General features: G+C 68.9%; 20 protein-coding genes and 1 riboswitch. Of the genes, 11 read left to right on the plus strand and 9 right to left on the minus strand.

The window, feature by feature from the left end; all coding sequences use genetic code 11:
• Positions 1–147 precede the first annotated feature (147 nt).
• The gene (locus tag NXI30_25915; protein ID MCR9097669.1) at positions 148–1,230 is read right to left on the minus strand and encodes an agmatine deiminase family protein; all 1,083 of its coding nucleotides are present in this window, start codon (positions 1,228–1,230) and stop codon (positions 148–150) included.
• A 210-nt stretch (positions 1,231–1,440) separates the two neighbouring features.
• Here NXI30_25915 and NXI30_25920 point away from each other — a divergent pair, with 210 nt between their 5' ends.
• Complete coding sequence (locus NXI30_25920; GenBank protein ID MCR9097670.1) at positions 1,441–2,412, plus strand: homocysteine S-methyltransferase family protein; 972 nt, start codon at positions 1,441–1,443, stop codon at positions 2,410–2,412.
• A 20-nt stretch (positions 2,413–2,432) separates the two neighbouring features.
• On the opposite strand, the gene NXI30_25925 is transcribed toward NXI30_25920, so the two are convergent.
• A complete protein-coding gene (locus NXI30_25925) occupies positions 2,433–3,416 on the minus strand; it encodes a carbon-nitrogen hydrolase (protein MCR9097671.1) in 984 nt (327 codons plus the stop codon).
• A 154-nt stretch (positions 3,417–3,570) separates the two neighbouring features.
• Here NXI30_25925 and NXI30_25930 point away from each other — a divergent pair, with 154 nt between their 5' ends.
• The 3 genes from NXI30_25930 (at position 3,571) to NXI30_25940 (ending at position 4,920) form a co-directional block, all read left to right on the plus strand.
• Positions 3,571–4,137, plus strand: coding sequence for a hypothetical protein (locus tag NXI30_25930; GenBank protein ID MCR9097672.1), 567 nt, complete (start codon positions 3,571–3,573; stop codon positions 4,135–4,137).
• Positions 4,074–4,664, plus strand: a complete 591-nt coding sequence (locus NXI30_25935; protein ID MCR9097673.1) for a hypothetical protein — start codon at positions 4,074–4,076, stop codon at positions 4,662–4,664. The genes NXI30_25930 and NXI30_25935 overlap by 64 nt, the downstream gene beginning before the upstream one ends.
• A gap of 61 nt (positions 4,665–4,725) precedes the next feature.
• Positions 4,726–4,920: a hypothetical protein gene (locus NXI30_25940; GenBank protein ID MCR9097674.1), complete on the plus strand. Its 195-nt coding sequence runs from the start codon at positions 4,726–4,728 to the stop codon at positions 4,918–4,920.
• Here the strand turns inward: NXI30_25940 and NXI30_25945 are convergent.
• From NXI30_25945 to NXI30_25955, 3 genes are all read right to left on the minus strand, one after another.
• Positions 4,908–5,207, minus strand: a complete 300-nt coding sequence (locus NXI30_25945; GenBank protein ID MCR9097675.1) for a TRL-like family protein — start codon at positions 5,205–5,207, stop codon at positions 4,908–4,910. The two genes, NXI30_25940 and NXI30_25945, sit on opposite strands and share 13 nt — an antisense overlap.
• A 186-nt stretch (positions 5,208–5,393) precedes the next feature.
• Entirely contained in the window at positions 5,394–6,593 is a 1,200-nt protein-coding gene (locus NXI30_25950) for a caspase family protein (protein ID MCR9097676.1), read from the minus strand.
• 10 nt (positions 6,594–6,603) lie between these two features.
• Positions 6,604–7,434 (minus strand): kinase/pyrophosphorylase, encoded by an 831-nt coding sequence (locus NXI30_25955; protein MCR9097677.1) that lies wholly within the window; start codon positions 7,432–7,434, stop codon positions 6,604–6,606.
• Between the two features lie 127 nt (positions 7,435–7,561).
• On the opposite strand from NXI30_25955, the gene leuS reads away from it, so the two are divergent.
• The 3 genes from leuS (at position 7,562) to NXI30_25970 (ending at position 13,976) form a co-directional block, all read left to right on the plus strand.
• Complete coding sequence (gene leuS / locus NXI30_25960; protein MCR9097678.1) at positions 7,562–10,210, plus strand: leucine--tRNA ligase; 2,649 nt, start codon at positions 7,562–7,564, stop codon at positions 10,208–10,210.
• 126 nt (positions 10,211–10,336) lie between these two features.
• The gene (locus NXI30_25965) at positions 10,337–12,094 is read left to right on the plus strand and encodes an ATP-binding protein (protein MCR9097679.1); all 1,758 of its coding nucleotides are present in this window, start codon (positions 10,337–10,339) and stop codon (positions 12,092–12,094) included.
• A 100-nt stretch (positions 12,095–12,194) separates the two neighbouring features.
• Positions 12,195–13,976 carry an ATP-binding protein gene (locus tag NXI30_25970; GenBank protein MCR9097680.1) on the plus strand — a complete coding sequence of 594 codons (1,782 nt, stop codon included), beginning with the start codon at positions 12,195–12,197 and terminating at the stop codon, positions 13,974–13,976.
• Here the strand turns inward: NXI30_25970 and NXI30_25975 are convergent.
• Complete coding sequence (locus NXI30_25975; GenBank protein ID MCR9097681.1) at positions 13,973–14,407, minus strand: 6,7-dimethyl-8-ribityllumazine synthase; 435 nt, start codon at positions 14,405–14,407, stop codon at positions 13,973–13,975. The genes NXI30_25970 and NXI30_25975 overlap by 4 nt on opposite strands.
• Before the next feature lie 117 nt (positions 14,408–14,524).
• A riboswitch (FMN riboswitch) is annotated at positions 14,525–14,678 on the minus strand.
• A gap of 136 nt (positions 14,679–14,814) precedes the next feature.
• On the opposite strand from NXI30_25975, the gene NXI30_25980 reads away from it, so the two are divergent.
• From NXI30_25980 to NXI30_25995, 4 genes are all read left to right on the plus strand, one after another.
• On the plus strand, positions 14,815–15,726 hold the full coding sequence (locus NXI30_25980; protein ID MCR9097682.1) for an SDR family NAD(P)-dependent oxidoreductase: 912 nt from the start codon (positions 14,815–14,817) through the stop codon (positions 15,724–15,726).
• Between the two features lie 15 nt (positions 15,727–15,741).
• Positions 15,742–16,407, plus strand: a complete 666-nt coding sequence (locus tag NXI30_25985; GenBank protein ID MCR9097683.1) for a phosphoribosylanthranilate isomerase — start codon at positions 15,742–15,744, stop codon at positions 16,405–16,407.
• Positions 16,408–16,552: 145 nt separating this feature from the next.
• Positions 16,553–17,692, plus strand: coding sequence for an epoxide hydrolase (locus NXI30_25990; GenBank protein MCR9097684.1), 1,140 nt, complete (start codon positions 16,553–16,555; stop codon positions 17,690–17,692).
• Between the two features lie 28 nt (positions 17,693–17,720).
• Positions 17,721–18,386, plus strand: a complete 666-nt coding sequence (locus tag NXI30_25995) for a DUF2959 domain-containing protein (GenBank protein ID MCR9097685.1) — start codon at positions 17,721–17,723, stop codon at positions 18,384–18,386.
• A 60-nt stretch (positions 18,387–18,446) separates the two neighbouring features.
• Here NXI30_25995 and NXI30_26000 read toward each other — a convergent pair whose 3' ends face one another.
• The 3 genes from NXI30_26000 to NXI30_26010 all read right to left on the minus strand — a co-directional run bounded on the left by NXI30_26000 (position 18,447) and on the right by NXI30_26010 (position 20,206).
• Positions 18,447–18,656 (minus strand): hypothetical protein, encoded by a 210-nt coding sequence (locus tag NXI30_26000; GenBank protein ID MCR9097686.1) that lies wholly within the window; start codon positions 18,654–18,656, stop codon positions 18,447–18,449.
• 231 nt (positions 18,657–18,887) lie between these two features.
• On the minus strand, positions 18,888–19,871 hold the full coding sequence (locus tag NXI30_26005; GenBank protein MCR9097687.1) for a glutathione S-transferase: 984 nt from the start codon (positions 19,869–19,871) through the stop codon (positions 18,888–18,890).
• Entirely contained in the window at positions 19,868–20,206 is a 339-nt protein-coding gene (locus NXI30_26010; GenBank protein MCR9097688.1) for a nuclear transport factor 2 family protein, read from the minus strand. The genes NXI30_26005 and NXI30_26010 overlap by 4 nt, the downstream gene beginning before the upstream one ends.
• Positions 20,207–20,224: the final 18 nt, after the last annotated feature.

The raw sequence follows: 20,224 nt of genomic DNA on the forward strand, positions 1-20,224 counted from the left end.
TAGCGGACCGGGACGGTGTCGGAGACCCCCGTCACACACTCGCCCCCGGGTTTTAACTTATAGAGAGGGCACTGGAAAGATGATCGAACGATCAACCCGCTCGGGATTTCCGGGGACTCGGGTGTAGACCCGATCCCCCCGCAGGGTTCAGCCCGAGACCGGGGCCGGGCGGAGCAACTTCGGCTCCTGCTGCGTGAGGCAATGCACCGCGCCCAACCCTAGAACGAGGTTTTGAGCAGGGATCGGAACGACGGGACGATCGAGCCCCAGCCCTTCGAGCACGGCGATCGCCTCGGCGTCGGTCGGCTGGCCGAACACGGGCACCAGCAGCCCGGCATTCGCGAAGTAGAAGTTGGCGTAGCTCGCCGGCGCCCGACCGTGGGGCCCCTCGAAGGCCGCCGGCATCGGCAGCTCGACGATCTCGAGCCCCCTCCCCCGCGCGTCCGTCATGCCCGCCAGCCGCGCCCGGTTCCGGGCCAGGGTCCGGTGGTTCGGGTCGGCGGGATCGGGCTCGACGACGGTCACGACGCGTCCGGGCGCGACGAATCGGGTCAGATCGTCGATGTGGCCGTCCGTGTCGTCCCCCTCGACGCCGTCCTCGAGCCAGAGGACCCGCTCGGCGCCGAACCGCTCCGCGAACATCGCCTCGAGCGCGGCGCGCGAACGGTCGACGCCCGGCCGGGCGCGATTGGGGTTCAGGAGACACGACTCGGTCGTCAGGATCGTCCCCTCTCCGTCCCCCTCGACCGAGCCGCCCTCGAGCACGAGATCGACGGGCTCGTGACGGATCCGCGTGACCCGCGCCATCCGGGCGGCGACGGCCGCGTCGTGGTCCCACGGCGGGTACTTCCCGCCCCACGCGTCGTACTCGAAATCGAGCAGGACCCGCTCCTCGCGCCCGTCCCGCCCCTGCTCGACCACGACGATCCCGCCGTGGTCCCGGATCCAGGCGTCGTCGGTCGGGATCCCGCGGAATCGGACGTCCGAGAGATCCGCGATCCCGGCGCCCGAGAGGCGCCCGCGGACGTGGTCCGCCTGCTCGGGACTCGCCACGTTGATCTCGACGGCCTCGCCCGGAAGGATCGCGCGGACCATCTCGCAGAACGCGTCCTCGACCGCCTCGAGCAGCCCGGTCCCCGGCCAGGTCTCCCGGCTGTGGGGCCAGGAGAGCCAGGTCGCGCGATGGGGCGCCCACTCGGCGGGCCAACGGCGCTTCGGCGGATCGAGCATCGCCGCTGGATACGGCAGCGACCGCGTGCTGACAAGCGGCGAGCGGCTCTGTGGGCGAGTTCACGGTCGTCCCGGTCGCGATCGAAGAAGATGCCGATTCGACACTCGCCCTTCGTGCACCGCGCCAATGGACCCGCCCGATCCCAGAGGATTGGTTCTGGAGCCGCCCAGCGCGGCGCACGATACTCACTCGAGCCCGAGGGAGAGCTCATGCCCCGATCGATCCGACCCCTCTTCGACGAACGCCTCTACGTGACCAACGCGGGCACCGAGACCTATCTCGTCTTCCAGCAAGGCTTCGATCTCCCGGAGTTCTGCGGATTCGTCGTCTACGAAGACGAACCCGCCACCCAGCGGCTCGCCCGGGAACACCTCGAGCCGATCTTCGAGAGCGCGGCCAGGAGCGGCTGCGGGCTGCTGCTCGACATCCTCTCGTGGCGGGCCCAACCCGACTTCCTCGCCCTGCTCGGGCGCCCGGCGGAGGACCTCGGCCGGTTGAACGCCCAGCTCGTCGAGTCCACCCGCTCGATCGTGCAGGCCTGGCGGAAGCGCAGCGGCGTCTCGGAGGACGACATGCCGATCCTGCTCTGCGCGGACGTCGGTCCTCGCGGAGACGGCTACCGGATCGAGGGGGACGAGGTCTCACCCGAGCAGGCACAGGCCTACCACACGCCCCAGATCACGGCGCTGGCGGCTGCGGGGGTCGACCTCATGAGTGCGCTCACCATGACGAGTGGCGCGGAGTCGATCGGCATGACGCGCGCCGCCGCCGAGGCCGGCCTGCCGATCATCGTCTCTCCGACCGTCGAAACCGACGGACGTCTGCCGGACGGCTGGAGCCTGGGCGACTTCATCGAGCGCGTCGACCGGGAGACCGACTCGGCGCCGCTCTTCTACATGGTGAACTGCGCCCACCCGAGCCACCTGCGACCGACCCTCGATGCGGCGCAGGACGCCGGAGCACCCTGGCTCGAGCGATTCAAGGGATTCCGCGCCAACGCGTCGAGCAAGAGCCATGCGGAGCTCGACGAGAGCACGACCCTCGACCGCGGCGAGCCGGAAGCGCTCGCGAGAGAGCTCGCCGAGATGAAGCGGCGCTTCGACCTCCGCGTCGTCGGAGGCTGCTGCGGCACCGACCACGAACACATGGATCTCGTCGCACGGATGACGCCGGCAGACTGACCGGACTTCCGAGCTCGCTCTCAGTCTCGCTCCGTCGAGCCGGAGGGGGCCCTGGCGACCCGCTCATCCGGCGTCGGCGCGACCCGGGGCGGATCATCCACGAAGCGCTTCCCGATCGCCTCATAGGCGTCGATCCGGCGATCACGAAGGAAGGGCCAGTCACGGCGCGTCCGCTCGACCTTGCCGAGATCGCACTCGACCACCAGCACCGCTTCGTCGTCGTCCGGCGCCGTCGCCAGCACGCGACCGAAGGGATCGACGACGAACGACGAGCCCCAGAAGCGGATCCCGTCGCCCGGCGCGCCTTCGAGCGTCTCGTGGCCGACCCGGTTCACCGCCACGACGAAGAGCCCGTTCGCGATCGCGTGCGCGCGTTGGATCGTCGTCCAGGCGTCGCGCTGGGCGCCGTCGATCTCGTCGCCTTCGTCGAACTGCCAGCCGATCGCGGTCGGGTAGAAGAGCATCTCGGCTCCGGCGAGCGCCGTCGCGCGCGCCGCCTCCGGAAACCACTGATCCCAGCATACGAGCACGCCTAACATCCCCGCCTCGGTCGCGTGGACCTGGAAGCCCAGATCGCCCGGCGTGAAGTAGAACTTCTCGTAGTAGAGCGGATCGTCGGGGATGTGCATCTTGCGGTAGCGGCCGGCGAGACGGCCCGCCGCGTCGAGGACCACGGCCGTGTTGTGGTAGATCCCGGCGGTTCGCCGTTCGAAGAGCGAGCCGACGATCGAGACCCCGAGGTCCGAGGCCTGCTTGGCGAGGGCCTCGGTCGTCGGCCCGGGGATCGGCTCCGCCCAGTCGAAGCGTTCCGGATCCTCGCTCTGGCAGAGGTAGGGCGTGCGGAAGAGCTCGGGGAGGCAGACCACGTCCGCGCCCTCGCGAGCGGCATCGGCGATCGCGTCCTGGGCGTGACGGAGATTGCGCGCGTGGTCGGGCTCGCAGCGCATCTGCACGACGCCCACCCGGCGGCTCGGGGCCCGGTCCTGTGGCTTCACGGCCTCCATCGGCGCTTGGATAAGCCACGCCCCGTGCCCGCGCAAGCACGTCGATCGGTGCGCTGGATCACAGGTCGCAGGGGCCTTCCACCCTCGTGACCGGAACTGTCATGCGCTGCCGCCACTCTCTTGCCGTACCCCCCGAAGACCGGAGTCCCCCAGCATGAGAAAGCGCGCAGACCAGCCCACCGATCAGGCCGAGTTCACCTTCTCCTCCGACTTCCGACGCCCGCGTGGCGTCCCAGCGTCCCCGCCGCCCGCGCGACAGCGAGCCGAGCGACGCTCGCCGCCGCCGCGCTCACGCCCGCTCTCGCCCTCTCTCTCTTCCTCCCGCCCGCCCGAGTTCGCGCACGAAATCTCGTCCGAGCTCCCGCGGACGCCCCGCCGGCGGCGCGGCGTCGCGCCGGCGAGTCGGCGCCTCGCGATCAGCCCCGAGGCCTTCGGCGGCTCCGAAAGCGACGCCTGGAGCTACGGCGGCGCCGTCGAGGTCGCGGTCGCGATCCTCGCGACGATGGCCTTCGGTCTCGGTTGGGCGGCGTACGAGCTCGACTTCGAGCTGCCGAGCGCCGCCCCGTCTGCCCAGTCGAGCGCGACGACCGTCGCGGGCGACTACGCTCTCATCGCCCCGACGACGCCCTTCGGCCTCGCGGGCGCCGAGGAAGCGGAGTGGACGACGACGAACGGGGACGCGCGGGGATTCACGCCGACCGACGACTCGTCGGCGCGATGATCGACGAAGCGCTCGAGAGGGCCTTCGAGCCCCCCTCCGACGAGGGCATCACGACGGCCACGGGCGAGCGGCGGGTCATCCTGATCGACGGGTTCAACGTCCTCCACGCGGTGCTCGATGAGAGCGAACGCGAGACCGGGTGGTGGCGCCGGACCCAACGGGAGCGGCTCCTGCGGCTCGCCGCCGGATGGCCGATTGCGACGGACGAGCTCTGGGTCGCCTTCGACGGTGCGCGCCCCGCCTGGGCCCAGTGGGCGGAGCCCTTCGTCCAGCTGGAGTCCCGCCCTCCGCGGGCGGCAGGCGGGCGACCGACGGGCCCCCTGGTCCACAGCGTCTACGTCGAGAGCGCGGACGACTGGATCGTCCGTCGGGCGCGGCGCTCCGCGGTGCCGGATCGAACCGTCGTCGTGACCCGCGACCGTCAGGTCGCCGGCCGGTGCCGGAGCGCGGGATGTGTCGTGTGGGCGCCGCAGGCGCTGCTGGCGGAGTGCCGCGACGCGGGGGATCCGATTCGGGGCACGCTCTGACCCGAAAGCGCCGCGAGCCAGCCACCCGCGTGCGCAGCAGGCGCCGGCGAGTCGGGCCGGCGTGGCAGCGAGCTCCAGCGGCGTCCGGACGGCGGACGCGCGGGCCGCGCGAGTCGAGTCCTCGATCCGCCACGGCGCCGCCCGAGCGCTCTTTCCTGCTCGCCGCCTGTGGGGCGAAGGCGGCGCGGCGCTCGACCCCGTCGTCGGGGTCGAGCGCCGCGCGAAGAACCTTCGGAGCCCCGACTACTTGCCGTAGACCTGGGCGCAGATCCTCGAAACGATGATGTAGCTCTCGATTCGGTTGTCGACGATCTCCACCTCGCGGATCCCGGCGCTCTGGGCGGCCTTCACGACCGACATGTCGCCGAAGGGGCCGATCAGGTTGAAGAGGAGCCACCAGGCGCAGGACTCCCCCTCCTTGAAGTTCGACGTCATGTCGACCTCGTTGATGTCGCTGATGTTCGCATGGGGCGTGATCGTCGAGATGCAGCCCGACGTCGCGAGCGATACGGCCAGCAGAATCACAACTATCGTCTTGTTCACGAAACTCTCCTCCTTGGTTCGCGCACGGACCTAGCCTGCGCACGCCGGATGGTACTGCGATCTGAAGGACCGCAAGGGCCGAACGCCTCGCAACCCTCGGATCCTGGTCACCCACCACGGAGCAGGACCGTGCGTGGAGGCCCCGGCAAGGGGGGTGTGATCACACCCGATCCGACGCGTCAGGACTCAGCGGCCAACGGAGAACAGCACTTCGCCGGCGCCGTCGAGCGTGCCGAACTGCGGCGTCTGGCGTCCATTGGACGCACCCGCCACGCGAGGTCGCACGAACTGACCGATCTCGCTCGCGGACACGTATCCGTCCGCGTTCGCGTCGGCTGCACCGCCGATCGCCTCGAGCAGGTAGGTCGTGAAGAGACCGCGTCCGCCGACCTCGATCGCCTGCTCGCCCTCACCGCCCGCCGTCATCATCTGAACGGCGCGGCGCGACGTCGCCTCCTCGAGGTAGTCGCCGCCGAGCGTCTTGACCGCGATTCCGCGCGTGAGGCCGAGGCCCGAGTAGCAGGAGTCCATCGCGTAGTAGAGATGCTTCGCCGGGATGCGCCGCGAGAGGTCCTGGATCTTCTCCATCGAGATCGCCGTCGAGAAGGCGTCGCCCGTGGTCGCGTCGACGGGAACGATATAGCCACGACGGTCTCCGCTCGCGAGCGTCTCGGTCTGCCCGTGACCGGCGAAGTAGATCAGCACCAGGGACTCCGGATCCGACTTCATGACGAGCTCGGTCCCGAGCAGCTTGAGCATGCGGCGACGGGTGGCATCGCCGTCGAACACCTCGATCACTTCATCGAAGCCGAGGGCCCGAAGCCGGTCGGCCACGCGTTGCGCGTCTCGCCGTCCGCCCTCGAGCGGCGGCCAGCTGGCGTAGTCGTCGATCCCGATCACGACGGCGATCTTGCGGCTGTATCCGCCCCGGTAGCGAGGCGCAGTCGGGCGAGCGCGAGAGGCGCGCGGATCGGCGGAAGCGTACCGGCCGTCGGGCGCGTCCTCGCGCTCGAGCGTCATCGAATAGCGCTCGTGCGAGAAGGCCCAGAACCCGGGCGTGACCGCCGTCAGGCCCAGCGTCAGGAACGCGTCCGCCCAGCCTGCCGGCGAGAGCTTCTGCGCACTCGGCTTGAGGCGCGCGTCACGGTATCCAGCCTTCTTGAACTCGACGAGGGCTGGATTGTTCGAGTTCACGGGGGTCGACCCGGCCTTCCGGACGGCCACCCGCATGGGCGTCTCCCCGACTTCCTCGCCGTCGACGTAGATCACGGCGCCGGGCGGGTCGGTCTCGAGGAGGACCTCCTGCTTCCACGGGTAGACAAGCGAGCAGCCGACGAAGAGCGGCAGGACGGCGACGGCCACGAGGAAGCGAAGGTCGAGGCGCATGGCGCCCATGTTAGCGGCCCTGGTCGCCGAAGGTCTCTTCGTAGGCGTCGATGATCTTCGAGGCGTTCTCTTCGACGGCGCGGCCGGAGACGTCGATCATCTTCCAGCCGTTGGCGCGGAAGAGCTTCCGGGCGCGGTCGAGCTCGAGCATGACCTGGTCGGGGTCGGTGTAGTCGCTCCCGGAGCTCCCGCGCATCGACCGCATCCGCGCGGTCCGGACGGAGAGGAGCGTGCCCGGATCGACGGAGAGGCCGAAGACGCGCTTCTTGTCGAGCTCGAGGAGCTCCGTCGGCGGATCGAGGCCCGGGACGAGCGGCACGTTCCCGGTCTTGTAACCGCGCTGGGCGAGATACATCGAGAGCGGCGTCTTCGACGTGCGCGACACCCCCGTCAGGACGATGTCGGCCTCGTGGAGCGTGCGCAGGTTGGCGCCGTCGTCGTGGCGGACCGCGAACTCGACCGCGTCCACGCGATCGAAGTAGTCCTCCGAGAAGCCGTGCAGGAGCCCCGGCTGATGTCGCGGCTCGACCTTGAGCTTCTGGGCCACGCGCATGATCAACGGACCCAGCAGGTCGACGGTCGAGACGTGGCGTTCCTCGGCCTCGCGCTGGAGCGCGTCGATCACCTCGCCTTCCACGAGCGAGAAGACGACGAGCGCCCCGACCTCCTCGGCCAGCGCGATCACGCGGCGCACCTCGGAGATCGTCCGCGCGTCCCGGAAGACCCGAAGCCGCCAGCGGTCGCGGAACTGGATCATCGCCGCGCGAACGGCCGCGCTGCCGGTGTCGCCGGTCCCGTCGGAGACGACGAAGACGGTCATGTCGTTGTTCTGCGCGGCCATCGCGCGAGACCTTATCGCGTTTCGTCGCGACCTCGCGGACGGAGGCCGCCGATCGACCGCTCCGGGTCCGCCGCAATCTCCCGGATTCATTGACGAATCGCGGCCCACCCCCCATTCTCTGCGGGCCATGGCCTACGACCCGTCCGCGATCGAATCGAAGTGGCAGCAGTTCTGGCAGGAACACGAGACGTTCCGCGCCGAGATCGACGCTTCGAAGCCCAAGTACTACGTGCTCGACATGTTCCCCTATCCATCGGGAGACGGGCTCCACGTCGGCCATCCAGAGGGCTACACCGCGACCGACATCATGGCCCGCTACAAGCGCATGCGCGGGTTCAACGTCCTCCACCCGATGGGCTGGGACGCGTTCGGCCTGCCCGCCGAGCAGTACGCGGTCAAGACGGGGACCCATCCGCGGATCACGACGGCCAACAACATCGCGAATTTCAAGCGCCAGATTCAGTCGCTCGGCTTCTCCTACGACTGGTCCCGCGAGATCGACACGACCGACCCCAACTACGTGAAGTGGACCCAGTGGATCTTCCGCAAGCTCCACGAGCGCGGGCTCGCCTACGAGGCGGAGGTGGCGGTCAACTGGTGCCCCGAGCTCGGCACGGTCCTCGCGAACGAAGAGGTGATCGACGGCAAGAGCGAGATCGGCAGCCACCCGGTCGTGCGCATGCCGATGAAGCAGTGGATGCTGAAGATCACGGCGTACGCGGATCGCCTGATCGACGACCTCGAAGGCCTCGACTGGCCCGAGCCGATCAAGAAGATGCAGCGCGACTGGATCGGACGATCCGAGGGCGCGAACGTGCGCTTCACCGTCGACGGTCACGCGTCACAAGACGGGGCAACGGAGATCGAGGTCTTCACGACGCGTCCCGACACGCTCTTCGGCGCGACCTACATGGTCCTCGCGCCGGAACACGCGCTGGTTTCGCAGATCACGACCGACGACCAGCGCGCCGCCGTCGAGGAGTACGTCGAGCGGGCCGCGCGCCGGAGCGAACGCGACCGCATGGCCGACGCCGGCGCGAAGACCGGCGTCTGGACCGGCGCCACGGCGAAGAACCCGGCGGGCGGCGAGTCGATCCCGGTCTGGATCGCCGACTACGTCCTCGCCGGCTACGGAACCGGTGCGATCATGGCGGTCCCGGGCCACGACGACCGCGACTGGGAATTCGCGCGGACCTTCGACCTCCCGATCGTCGAAGTCGTCGCCGGTGGGGACGTGACCGAAGGCGCGTATACGGGACCGGGAACGGCGACGAACTCGGGCTTCCTCGACGGGCTCGAGACCGCAGAAGCGAAGTCGAAGATGATCGGATGGCTCGAGAGCGAAGGCCTCGGCCAGGGCACGATCACGTACAAGCTCCGCGACTGGCTCTTCTCGCGCCAGCGCTATTGGGGCGAGCCCTTCCCGGTCGTCCACCACGAGGACGGAACCGTCGAGCTGATTCCCGAGTCCGAGCTGCCGCTCACGCTGCCGGAGCTCGAGGACTTCAAGCCCTCGGGCGAAGGCTACGAGCCGCCGCTCGCGCGCGTGAAGGAGTGGATCGAGACGACGGACGCGAACGGACGCCCCGTGTTGCGTGACGCGAACACGATGCCCCAGTGGGCGGGCTCGTGTTGGTACTTCCTCCGGTTCCTCGACCCCATGAACGACGAGGCGCCCTGGAGCGAAGAGGCCGAGAAGTACTGGATGCCCGTCGACCTCTACGTGGGCGGCGCGGAGCACGCGGTCCTCCATCTCCTCTACTCCCGCTTCTGGCACAAGGTCTTCTACGACCTGGGGCTTGTCTCGACCAAGGAACCCTTCCAGAAGCTCGTGAACCAGGGAATGATCCTCGGCGAGAGCTTCCGCTTCTACGACGACAACCCGAGCGACGATCCCGGACGGACGGCGACGCGGTACTCGAGCGACGTCGTGAAGGAGACGGACGACGGGCCGGTCCTCGAGGACGACGGGCGTGCACTCAAGGTCCGCTGGCTCCAACTGAAGGACGTGACCCTCGACGAGGATCGGAACGCCTTCCACCCGGAGGATCCGTCGCTCCCCCTCGAGCGGGTCGTCGAGAAGATGTCGAAGAGTCGCGGCAACGTGATCAACCCGGACGACGTCGTGCGAGAGCACGGCGCCGATTCGATGCGACTCTACGAGATGTTCATCGGCCCCCTCGAGAAGTCCGCGCCGTGGTCCACCGAGGGCATCCAGGGCATCTATCGCTTCCTCCAGCGCGCCTACCGGCTCTTCCACGAAGGTGACGACGAGAACGAGCGCTTCGCCGCCCCGGCCGAGGGTGCGGGGACGGACGACCAGCGACGCCTGACCGCCGAGACCATCGCGGGCGTGACCGAAGACCTCGAGAACATGCGCTTCAACACGGCGATCTCGAAGCTGATGGTCTTCGCGCGGGACATCACGAAGGACGGCGCACTCCCTCGGGAGAGCGCCGAGGCGTTCGTCCTGATGCTCTCTCCGATGGCACCGCATCTGGCGGAAGAGTTGTGGTCCCTCATGGGACACGAAGGCAGTCTCGCCTACGCGCCGTGGCCCACGGCCGACGAGGGCCTGCTCGTCGCAGACACGATCAGCCTGGTCGTCCAGCACAACGGCAAGAAGCGGGGTGAGATCGAGGTCGCCGCGGACGCCGACGAGGCCGCGATCGAAGCGGCGGCGCTGGCGGTCGAGAACGTGCAGAAGAGCCTCGGTGGGCGTGATCCGAAGAAGGTGATCGTCGTCCCCGGCCGTCTGGTCAACATCGTCGGCTGACGACGTCCTCGGCCCGCGCCACCCGGGCCGATCACGACCGGCCGCCGGACGACGCTACTCTGGATCGACTGTCCTCAGGGCGTGCGAGTCCACGGACCCGCACGCCCCACACCCGAGAGCCGACCCGTGGACGAACGGACGATCTACGCCTTTGGCACGATTTTCGTGGTCTCGATCGCGTTCCTCTCCGCCTTCTACGGGAAGGGGAACGGCGGGCGGTCGTGGGCGATCGCGTGGACGAGCCTGGTCGTGTCGGGCGCGAGCCGGACCTTCGTCGACGCCTCCCCGCTCCTCGTCCCCGCCTACACGGTCTTCGGCTCGATCTTCTCGCTCCTCCTGCTCCACGGCTCCTGGCGCTTCAGTCGCGGAGACGCCCGCCTGCCCCGCGCCGCGACGGTCGCTCTGCTCCTCGCGATCCCCCTCCGGATCCTCGCGCACCCCCATCTCAGCGAGCTCGCGAACCGCGCCCTCGGCTCGGCGCTGTGCACGGTGTGCGTGGTGCTCTCGTGCGCGCTGCTGCTCGATTCGCGGTCGCGACGCGTGTCTCCGTCGGCCCGCGCGCTGGGGTTCGCCTTCCCGACCATCATCGCCGTCTCCTGGGTGGACGGCATGGCGCCATGGCTCGGCATCGCGAACCAGACGGGGATCGCGCTGTGGTTCGCGGACGGGGTCGCGATCGCTGCCGTCAAGCTGAGCGCCTTCCTCTCGCGCCAACGCGAAGCCGCCGCCGCCCTTCACGCAGAGCTCGCCAACCACCTCCGAGCCATCGTCGAGAACTCGACGGATCTCGTCGCCGAGATCGACGAGAGTGGGACGATCCTCTACGCGAATCGGGCCCATCGAACCGTCCTCGGCCTGGACCCTGCCGAGGTGGTCGGCCTCCCCCGCACGGCGATCGCGATCTCGCCGAGCGCGGACGAACTCGCCGAGGCCGGGATCGAGCTCGACCCGGACGAGGACATGATCTTCGTCGCTCACAATCGGGACGACGGACGTGCCGTTACGCTCGAGTGCAGCTTCCACCGCGTCCGCGGCGCGTCGGGCGAGATGCGAACCGTCATCATCAGCCGCGACATCACCGAGCGGGCCGCCAAGGAACGCCACCGCGAAGAGCTCAACACCCGCCTCGAAGCCCTCGTCGAGTCGAGAACCGAGGAGCTCGGCGAATCCCTCCGCCAGCTCCAGGAGGCGAACCGCCTGGCTTCGCTCGGCACGATGGCCGCGGGGATCGCGCACCAGATCAACAACCCGATCGGCTCGATCCAGATGGGTGCCGAGTTCGCCCTCGCGACGCCGGAGGACGCCCCGGATCAACGCGATGCCTGGCGACGCGCCCTCGAGAACGCGATCGAGCAGGCCCAACGCTGCGGCCGGATCGTCTCGAGCATGCTCCAGTTCGCCCGCAACGAACCCACCAAGCGGAGCCACGAAGACCTCGCGGCGATCGTTCGCCGATCCTGCGACACGACGGAGGCCTATGCCGAGGCGCGCAATGCGCGAATCGAGACCCGCGGCCTCGACCTCTCGCTTCCCGTTCACGCGAGCGCGATCGAGCTCGAGCAGGCGTTCCTCAACCTGATTCGGAACGCGTGCGAATCGTCGAATCAGCCCCACGTGGTCGTCGTGACCGCGAGAAACGACGGCGAAATCGCGACCGTCACGATCTACGACGATGGCCGCGGAATTCCTCAGGAGACGATCGACCGCGTCCTCGATCCATTCTTCACGACGCGACTCGAGGCCGGCGGAACCGGCCTGGGACTCTCCGTCGCGCACGGTGTGATCTCTGACCACGACGGGCAACTCACGGTCGAGAGCACCCCGTCGAAGGGGACGACCGTCACGGTCACGCTTCCGCTCGAGAGCGACGCTACGCGGGACTGATTTCACCTCTGCCTAGCAGCATCCCTTCGGCTCTACGCCGTCGCGGTTGAGATCCGGTGCCGCTTCTCGATATCTTTCGGGTCGAGTTCGGGGGGAAGACTTGAGCGAGCGCTATTTTCTCGTCGTGGGGGCGATCTTCCTGATCGCGCTCGCGACTGCGATGACGCGATTGGGTCGGGGCCGGGGCGGGGCGGCCTGGGCGGCGGCGTGGACGTGCCTCTACGTGTCGGGTCTCGCGTCGACGCTGGAAGCCGATTATCCGGTCGTCCGCCCGCTCGTGCCTTTCTTCGGCACCTGCTTCGCCGCCCTGCTCTTCTACGGTGTCGGCCTCTTCACGGAACGCTCCCAGCGCTATGTCCCGAAGCTCATTGCGGCGACGCTCGCGGTCTCCATCGCCCGCGTAGTCGTTCGCCCCTTCATCTCGGAGGGCGCGAGCCAGCTCCTCGGATCCGTCGTGATCATCGCGGGCGTCGTCGCCTGCTGCCTCACCCTGCTCTTTCCCAGGGGCCGCGATCACACGCTCTGGGAGCGCGGTCTCGCGATCGGCTTCCCGGCGATCGCGGTCGTCTCCGGCTACTACTCGTGGAGCAAGTACGCGGGCGTGCCCGTGCCCCCTGCGATCCTCGGTTGGCTGGTCACCGGCATCCTGATGGGCAGTCTCAAGACCGGCGCCTTCATCGCACTCGCCACCGCCCGACTCGAGTCCCTCCAAAAGGAAGCGACCCGATCGATCGCCGTGCGAGACGAGTTCGCCGCGCGCTATCGCGAAGTCACCGAGCAGGCGAGCGACATGATCAGCGAGCTCGATGCCCACGGAACGATCCTCTACGCGAATCCGGCGCACGAAACGGCCCTGGGCATCCCCGCCGACCGCCTGATCGGCCGGGACGCCCGCTCGCTCGCGTTCTCCGGGCCGCAGGGCGCCGTGTACGGACCGGACGCCGAGCGCAACGACGGCCAGACGCAGATCTTCATCGTGCGACACGCGGACGGTCGGCCCGTCACACTCGAGGCCGTGTTCCGCCGATTCGTCGGACTGGACGGCCAGGAGCGAATCGTCCTCACCAGCCGCGACGTCACGGCGCGCGTCGCCGACGAACGCGAGCGGGAGGCGATCCGCAAGGAACTCGAGGACCTCGTCCAGAGTCGGACCGACGAGCTCCGGAGCTCGATCCACGCCCTCGAGGAGGCACAGCGCCTCGCGTCCCTCGGCACGATGGCTGCAGGAATCGCGCACCAGATCAACAATCCCGTCGGCTCGATCCTGATGAGCGCCGAGTTCGCCCTCGGCGCGGAGAACGACGATCCGAACCGGGAAGAGGTCTGGCGGGACGCGCTCGAGAACGCCTTCGATCAGGCTCGCCGCTGTGGCCGGATCGTCTCGAGCATGCTCCAGTTCGCGCGCAACGAGCCGACCGAAAAGCGGCCCGAGGATCTGGGCGCCATCCTTCGTCGCGCGTGCGAACTGACGGAGCGCTACGCCTCGGCGCGGGGAACGACGATCGACGCCGGCTGCGTCACGGGTTCGCTCCCGATCGTGGGCAGCGCGATCGAACTCGAGCAGGCCTTCCTCAACATGCTGCGCAACGCCGTGGAGGCTTCGCGACGGGGACAGACGATCCGCGTGAGCGCCCGTCGGACCGCGCGCCACGCGATCGTCCAGATCGCCGACGAGGGCAAAGGCATGCTGCCCCACGAAGTGGACCAGGTCCTCGACCCCTTCTTCACGACCCGGCTCGAGGCCGGCGGGACGGGGCTCGGCCTCTCCGTCGCGCACGGAGTGATCACCGACCACGAAGGCATCCTCGCGATCGAGAGCACACCCGACGTCGGCACGACGCTGGGCGTGACGCTTCCGCTCCTCGCCGGGGCTCCCGCCTAGCGCGGAACCTGCGACCGCGCCTTCTCGATCATCTGTGCGGCTCGACCCGCCTCCCGGCCCTTCTCGATGAAGTGCGCGCGAAAGAACGCGTCGTGCGTCTCGGTCTCCTGGTAGTTGTGGGGCGTCAGCACGACGGACAGGACGGGCACGTCCGCGTCCATCTGCGCGCGCATCAGACCCTCCACGACGGTCGACGCGACGAAGTCGTGGCGGTAGATCCCGCCGTCGACGACGAAGGCGCAGCCGACCACGGCGGCGTAGCGGCCGGTCTTCGCGAGATCCCGCGACAGGAGCGGAATCTCGAACGCGCCGGGAACGTCGTAGACGTCGACGTTCTCCGAGCCCACGATCTCGCCGAAGCCCGCGAGGGCCTCGTCGACGATGTCGGCGTGCCAACCCGCCTTCACGAATGCATAACGAGTGGGTGTCATCGGACTCTCCTCATCGATCGGGTCCGCTCCGACGGGAGTGGCCCGTGTCCTCACGAGCACCCAGAGCGCACCGATCGCGAGAAGGCGCGTCGCACACCCGTGCATCGCGTCTTCCGACGACCTTCTCTTTCATCCGGACTATCACCGTCGGCTCCGGCATCTCACCGGATCTGCTGACCTGACACGAACGGCGTTCGTGGCAGCGCTCGCGGGCTCGCGACTCGCGTCGCATACCGCCGGTGGGGACTTCCACCCCGCCCTGAGAATGCTTCGACTGTACCGGCAGAGGGTCGTCCCGCAACCGACCGGGCGTCCCCCCGCGACCCCACCCTCGCTACGCTCGTTCGTTCCGCAGTCGACGTCCGGTCCGCCGCCGGCAGGTCGAGCGCAAGTCGAAGGAGGTGCCCGTGTCCCAACCCCTCGAAGGCCGCGTCGCGATCGTGACCGGTGCCGGTCGCGGCATCGGCCGCGCGACGGCCCTCGCCCTCGCCGGCCGAGGCGCACGCGTCGTCGTGAACGACTTCGGCGGATCCCTGCAAGGCGATGACCCCGACGCGACTCCCGCCGCGGGCGTCGTCGACGAGATCCGGAGCGCCGGTGGAGAAGCCGCCGCCAACGCGGACTCCGTCGCCGAGTGGGCGGGCGCGGAACGCATCATCGAGACCGCACTCGACACGTTCGGCCGCCTCGACATCCTCGTGAACAACGCCGGTCTCTCGGCCTCCGCCCCCATCTGGGATCACGATCCCGAGCTCTTCGAACGCGTCGTCGCGAGCCACCTGCATGGCACGTTCTACTGTCTACGCGCCGCCGCGCCCCACATGAAGCAGGCGGGCTACGGCCGGATCGTGAACGTCGTCTCCCGGGCCGGACTCCTCGGCGTCCCCGGCCAGGCCGCCTACGGCGCCGGCAAGGGCGGCGTCTTCGGACTGACGAACGTCGTGAGCCGGGACCTCGCCGAGTTCGGGATCACCGTCAACGCCGTGAACCCCGCCGCGACCGAGACGCGGATGGTGACCGGCGCCATCGAGCGCTTCCGCAAGGAAGGACCCGACGGCGACAAGATGGCCGCCGGCCTCGTCGCCGCCCTCCAGCCGCCCGAGAACATCGCGCGCCTCATCGCATCGCTCTGTCACGAAGAAGGCGCGCGCTGGAACGGGGAGATCTTCTACCTGGAGAAGGACCGCGTCGGACTCTTCGACCCGCTGACCGTCACGCAGGACGCCACCCACGAAGGCGAGTGGACCATCGACGACTTCCTACGCCTGACCTCCACGTTCGAGCCTCACGGCCAGGCGGTCATCTACTCCGAAGACTGAAGCGCGAGCCGCACGATGTTCCGGATCAAGACCTGCTGCATCGCCTCCCTCGACGAGGCCCGGCTCGCGATCCGGCACGGCGCGACGGATCTCGGCCTCGTCGCGGCGATGCCTTCGGGCGTCGGGACGATCCCGGACGAGCGGATCACGGAGATCGCGCGCGCGATCGAACCGCCGACGCGGCGGTTCCTTCTCACGGCCGAGACGACCGCCGAAGGGATTGCCGAGGCCGTCGAGCGAGCGGGCGTCGACACGGTGCAGATCGTGGACCGCCTGCCCGCCGGCACCCACGCGCCGCTTCGCGAGAGATTGCCCGAGACCACCCTCGTCCAGGTCGTCCACATGCGAGGCGAACCGGACGTCGAGGCCGCCGGCGAAGTCGCCCCGCTGGTCGACGAACTCCTCCTCGACACGGGCAATCCCGACGCGCGAACGAAGGAGCTGGGAGGCACGGGCCGTCCCCACGACTGGTCGCTGAGCGCCGCGGTCGTCGCATCCGTCGACTGCCCGGTCTATCTCGCGGGCGGGCTCCGACCGGACAACGTCGAGGCGGCGATCGCGCGCGTCCGCCCCGCCGGCGTCGATCTCTGCAACGGAATCCGGACCGACGGACGACTCGACGAGTCGAAGCTCGTCGCGTTCATGGCCGCCGTTCGGCGCGCGACGAGCTCCATTTCCTGAATTCCAAACGAATCCAGCCGCCTGCTCGAAACGTCCGGGCGCCCGTGTCGCCCCCTCGACTTCGCCGATCCCATCTCCCATCCTCTCGCTTCGCCCGAACGTCCACCCTGGGCCCGACCGGCCCGACCCGCGGAGCGCCGACCCGATGAGCGAGATCACTCCCTTCGAAATCAACATCTCCGACGAGGAGATCGCCGACCTGAAGCAGCGTCTCGCCAACACGCGGTGGGCGAACAAGGAGACCGTCGACGACTGGGAGCAGGGCATCCCCCTCGCCTACGTCCAGGAAGTCGCCGAGTACTGGCGGAACGAGTACGACTGGAAGGCGCGCGAGGCCCTCCTGAACCGCTTCCCCCAGTTCAAGACGAAGATCAACGGGCTCGACATCCACTTCGTCCACGTGAAGTCGCCCGAAGAGAACGCCACGCCGCTCATCATGACCCACGGCTGGCCCGGCTCGATCGTCGAGTTCCAGAAGGTGATCGAGCCCCTCACGAACCCCGTCGCCCACGGCGGCAAGGCCGAGGACGCGTTCCACCTCGTCTGCCCCTCGCTCCCGGGCTACGGCTTCTCGGGCAAGCCGACCGAGACGGGCTGGGGGCTCGGCAAGATCGCCGACACCTGGGCGGAGCTGATGGCGCGCCTCGGCTACGACAAGTACGTCGCGCAGGGCGGCGACTGGGGCGCGATGGTCACGACCTGCATCGGCGGCCAGGACCCGACCCACTGTCAGGGCATCCACCTCAACATGGCGATCGCCCCGCCGACCGAGGACTCGCTCGACAACCTGGACGAGCTCGAGCAGAAGGCGCTCGCCGGGATGCAGCACTACCAGGAGAAGGACTCGGGCTACTCGAAGCAGCAGTCGACCCGCCCCCAGAGCCTCGGCTACGGCCTCGTCGACTCGCCGGTGGGTCAGGCCGCCTGGATCATGGAGAAGTTCTGGAGCTGGACCGACTGCAACGGCCATCCCGAGAACGCCCTCACCCGGGACGAGATGCTCGACAACGTGATGCTCTACTGGTGGCCCGCGACCGGCGCCTCGTCGGCACGCCTCTACTGGGAGAGCTTCAGCAACCCGCCGATGCAGGAGGTCGAGGTCCCGGTCGGGGTGAGTGTCTTCCCGCACGAGATCTTCAAGGCCTCTCGGCGCTGGTGCGAAGCCCGCTACAAGCAGCTCGCCTATCACAACGTGCTCGACAAGGGCGGCCACTTCGCCGCCTTCGAGCAGCCCGAGATCTTCGTCGACGAGGTCCGCGCGGCCTTCCGCGCGATCCTGGGCTGACGAACGCTCGAACCCGGAAAGAGACCCAATGACCCTTCGAAGCCTCGCCCCGCGTCTGCGGCTCCTTGCCCTGCTCGCGGCGCTCGTCGCCCTCGCCGGCTGTACCACGGCCTACTACTCCGCGATGGAGCAGATCGGTCAGCACAAGCGGGACATCCTGCGCAGCCGGATCGAAGCCGGCCAGGAAGACCAGCAGGAAGCGCAGGAGCAGATCAAGTCGACCTACGAACGCTTCAAGGAAGCCGCCGACTACGACGGCGGCGACTTCGAGCGGGTCTACAACGGCTTGAACGACGAGTACGAGGCCGCGCAGTCGCGGGCGGACGACGTGAGCGATCGGATCGAGTCGATCGAGGAGGTCGCCGCCGATCTCTTCGCCGAGTGGCAGGAGGAGATCGACCTCTACTCGAGCGCGTCGCTCAAACGCTCGAGCGAACAGAGCCTACGCGACACGAAGCGGCGCTACGAGAAGCTGATCGCCGCGATGAAGCGCGCCGAATCGAAGATGCCTCCGGTCCTGAACGCGTTTCGCGATCAGGTGCTCTTCATGAAGCACAGCCTGAACGCCCGGGCGATCGCCGCACTCGAGGGGACCGTCGGCGAGATCGAGAGCGACGTGGCGAACCTGATTCGCGACATCGATGCATCGATCCGGGAAGCGGAGAGCTTCCTGGACCAGTTCCCCGAGAGCTGATCGAAGCGCGCGAGGCGACCGGAAAGTGAACCGGTCGCCTCGCGAACGCTCGCGCGCCGACTAGTTCTCGTCGGCGTCCTCGGACGCTTCCGCCTCGCCCTCGGCGGGTGCGGGCGAAGCCGGGGCCGAGACCTCGGTGGCCGGCGGTGCCGACTCGATCGGCGGAGCCGTCGCGGCCTCCGTCTCCGAGGCCTCCTGGTTTCCGGCCGTGGCGGCACTCGCGGCGACGAGCGCCATCAGAAGCGTGATGAGAGAGAGCGTGAAACGCATTGGGGGTTCCTCCTTGCCAGGATACGGTCCCACGGCCCCTGCTCGCGCGCGGTGCGCTTCGTCACCCTTCCCGTCCGGGCGACCGCAAACCGGCAGCCCCGCCGAATGTGACGCCGCCCACCGCGCCATCGAGGGGCCCACGACCTTCCCGACCTCCGGATCGACGGCATGTGCGGCCCACCCACGGTCGCGAGACTCGCCGGGCCGTGCCACGGCGGGGTGCGCTCCACCTCACGCGAACGCGACCGACACCATCGCTCCGGGGGACCGCGCACGTCTGCGAGAGCGCCGACCTGGCGGCGCTCGACGAGGCGATGCTGCGTGCGGCGCGCCAATCGAGATCGGCCTCGGAACGCGCCGCTCGGAGCGCCGACGCGGAGTTCGCCCAGGAGACCCCGTCGGCACGTGAGGCGAAACAGGAGCGGTCACTCCCGAACTCGAATTCAATGAGAGCGGGCTTCGGCGATGGCGCTCGAACATCGACTCCATCCACGCGATCGCGGGATGGTCGGCCCAACGCGCCACCCACGCATCGTGGGCAGGCGACGCCCGAGCCGGAAACGAGAAGGGCAGATTCGGCGGCCGACCCAGCGGCATCAGGAGCGCGGCTGCCGTCAGGTCCGCGGCGCCGAACCGCCCGCCCACGAAATAGCCGTCCGCCGCGACCGCCTTCGCGGTCCGGTCGAGGGCCATCTCGATCGTCGCGAGCGCCTGCCGGTCCGTCTCGTCGTCGATCGACATCCGGTCGCGCAGCATCGGGATCAACCGGGGAAAGAGCCACGCATAGGGGACCCGTTTCCATCCGGGCTGCGCGGTCGAGAAGAGCGCCGCGGCGTAGCGGGGTTCCTCGAAGAGCCGGTGGAAGAGGGACAGCCGGACCGCGGATCCCACTTCGTCGTCGAAGTAGCGGATCCAGCTCTCGCATTCCTCGCGCTCCACCGCGTCGGCAGGAAGGAGCGGGCGCTCGGGACGGAGCGCGTCGAGTCGGTCGACGATTCGTGCCGATCCCGCCACGACTTCGTCTCCGATCACCACGATCGGCGTCGCCGACTGGTCGGAGAGCGCCTGCGTGACCCGCGCGTGGGGTCCCGGCAGCACCGCGACCCGCTCTGCCGAAAGCCCCTTGTGATCGAGCGCCCACCGCGCCTTCTCGTTGTAGTGCGAGAAGGCGAAGTGGATCAGCCGGATCGAAGGCTGCGTGCCCGCCGCGCTCACGGCGCCATCCGCGCCGCATCGAAGAGCAGCTCCATCGCGACGATCTCCTCTCCGCGGATCTCCAGCCGCTCCGCCATGGGAATCGGACCGCCTGCGAGCCCCAGGTCGAAATCGTACACGCTGATCACCTGCCCTTCTCCGGCCACCTGATGTCGCATCGCGAGACCCGCATGGCGGGACGCGAGCCCGGCGAGCATGGGTCGCAACGTGTCGGCCCCTTCGACCTCGCCGTTCGGTCCTCGGAAGCAGAGGTCTTCCGCGAACGGGACCTCGCTGAAGTCGCTTCGTTCGTCGAAGGCCCGATAGTAGATCGCCGCCGTCTCCAGATCCGTCATCTCAATCCTCCTGAGCCG

Source organism: bacterium (assembly GCA_024742285.1).
In the GTDB taxonomy this organism is placed as follows: domain Bacteria; phylum Myxococcota_A; class UBA9160; order UBA9160; family UBA4427; genus UBA4427.

Bases quoted from the DNA above. Each gene is read 5' to 3' on its own strand.
- NXI30_25920 (MCR9097670.1), top strand. From the start codon at position 1,441: ATGCCCCGATCGATCCGACCCCTCTTCGACGAACGCCTCTACGTGACC.
- NXI30_25930 (MCR9097672.1), top strand. From the start codon at position 3,571: ATGAGAAAGCGCGCAGACCAGCCCACCGATCAGGCCGAGTTCACCTTC.
- NXI30_25975 (MCR9097681.1), bottom strand. From the start codon at position 14,407: ATGACACCCACTCGTTATGCATTCGTGAAGGCGGGTTGGCACGCCGAC.
- NXI30_26010 (MCR9097688.1), bottom strand. From the start codon at position 20,206: ATGACGGATCTGGAGACGGCGGCGATCTACTATCGGGCCTTCGACGAA.
- NXI30_25990 (MCR9097684.1), top strand. From the start codon at position 16,553: ATGAGCGAGATCACTCCCTTCGAAATCAACATCTCCGACGAGGAGATC.
- NXI30_26000 (MCR9097686.1), bottom strand. From the start codon at position 18,656: ATGCGTTTCACGCTCTCTCTCATCACGCTTCTGATGGCGCTCGTCGCC.
- NXI30_25985 (MCR9097683.1), top strand. From the start codon at position 15,742: ATGTTCCGGATCAAGACCTGCTGCATCGCCTCCCTCGACGAGGCCCGG.
- NXI30_25915 (MCR9097669.1), bottom strand. From the start codon at position 1,230: ATGCTCGATCCGCCGAAGCGCCGTTGGCCCGCCGAGTGGGCGCCCCAT.
- NXI30_25995 (MCR9097685.1), top strand. From the start codon at position 17,721: ATGACCCTTCGAAGCCTCGCCCCGCGTCTGCGGCTCCTTGCCCTGCTC.
- NXI30_25925 (MCR9097671.1), bottom strand. From the start codon at position 3,416: ATGGAGGCCGTGAAGCCACAGGACCGGGCCCCGAGCCGCCGGGTGGGC.
- leuS (MCR9097678.1), top strand. From the start codon at position 7,562: ATGGCCTACGACCCGTCCGCGATCGAATCGAAGTGGCAGCAGTTCTGG.
- NXI30_25950 (MCR9097676.1), bottom strand. From the start codon at position 6,593: ATGCGCCTCGACCTTCGCTTCCTCGTGGCCGTCGCCGTCCTGCCGCTC.
- NXI30_25955 (MCR9097677.1), bottom strand. From the start codon at position 7,434: ATGGCCGCGCAGAACAACGACATGACCGTCTTCGTCGTCTCCGACGGG.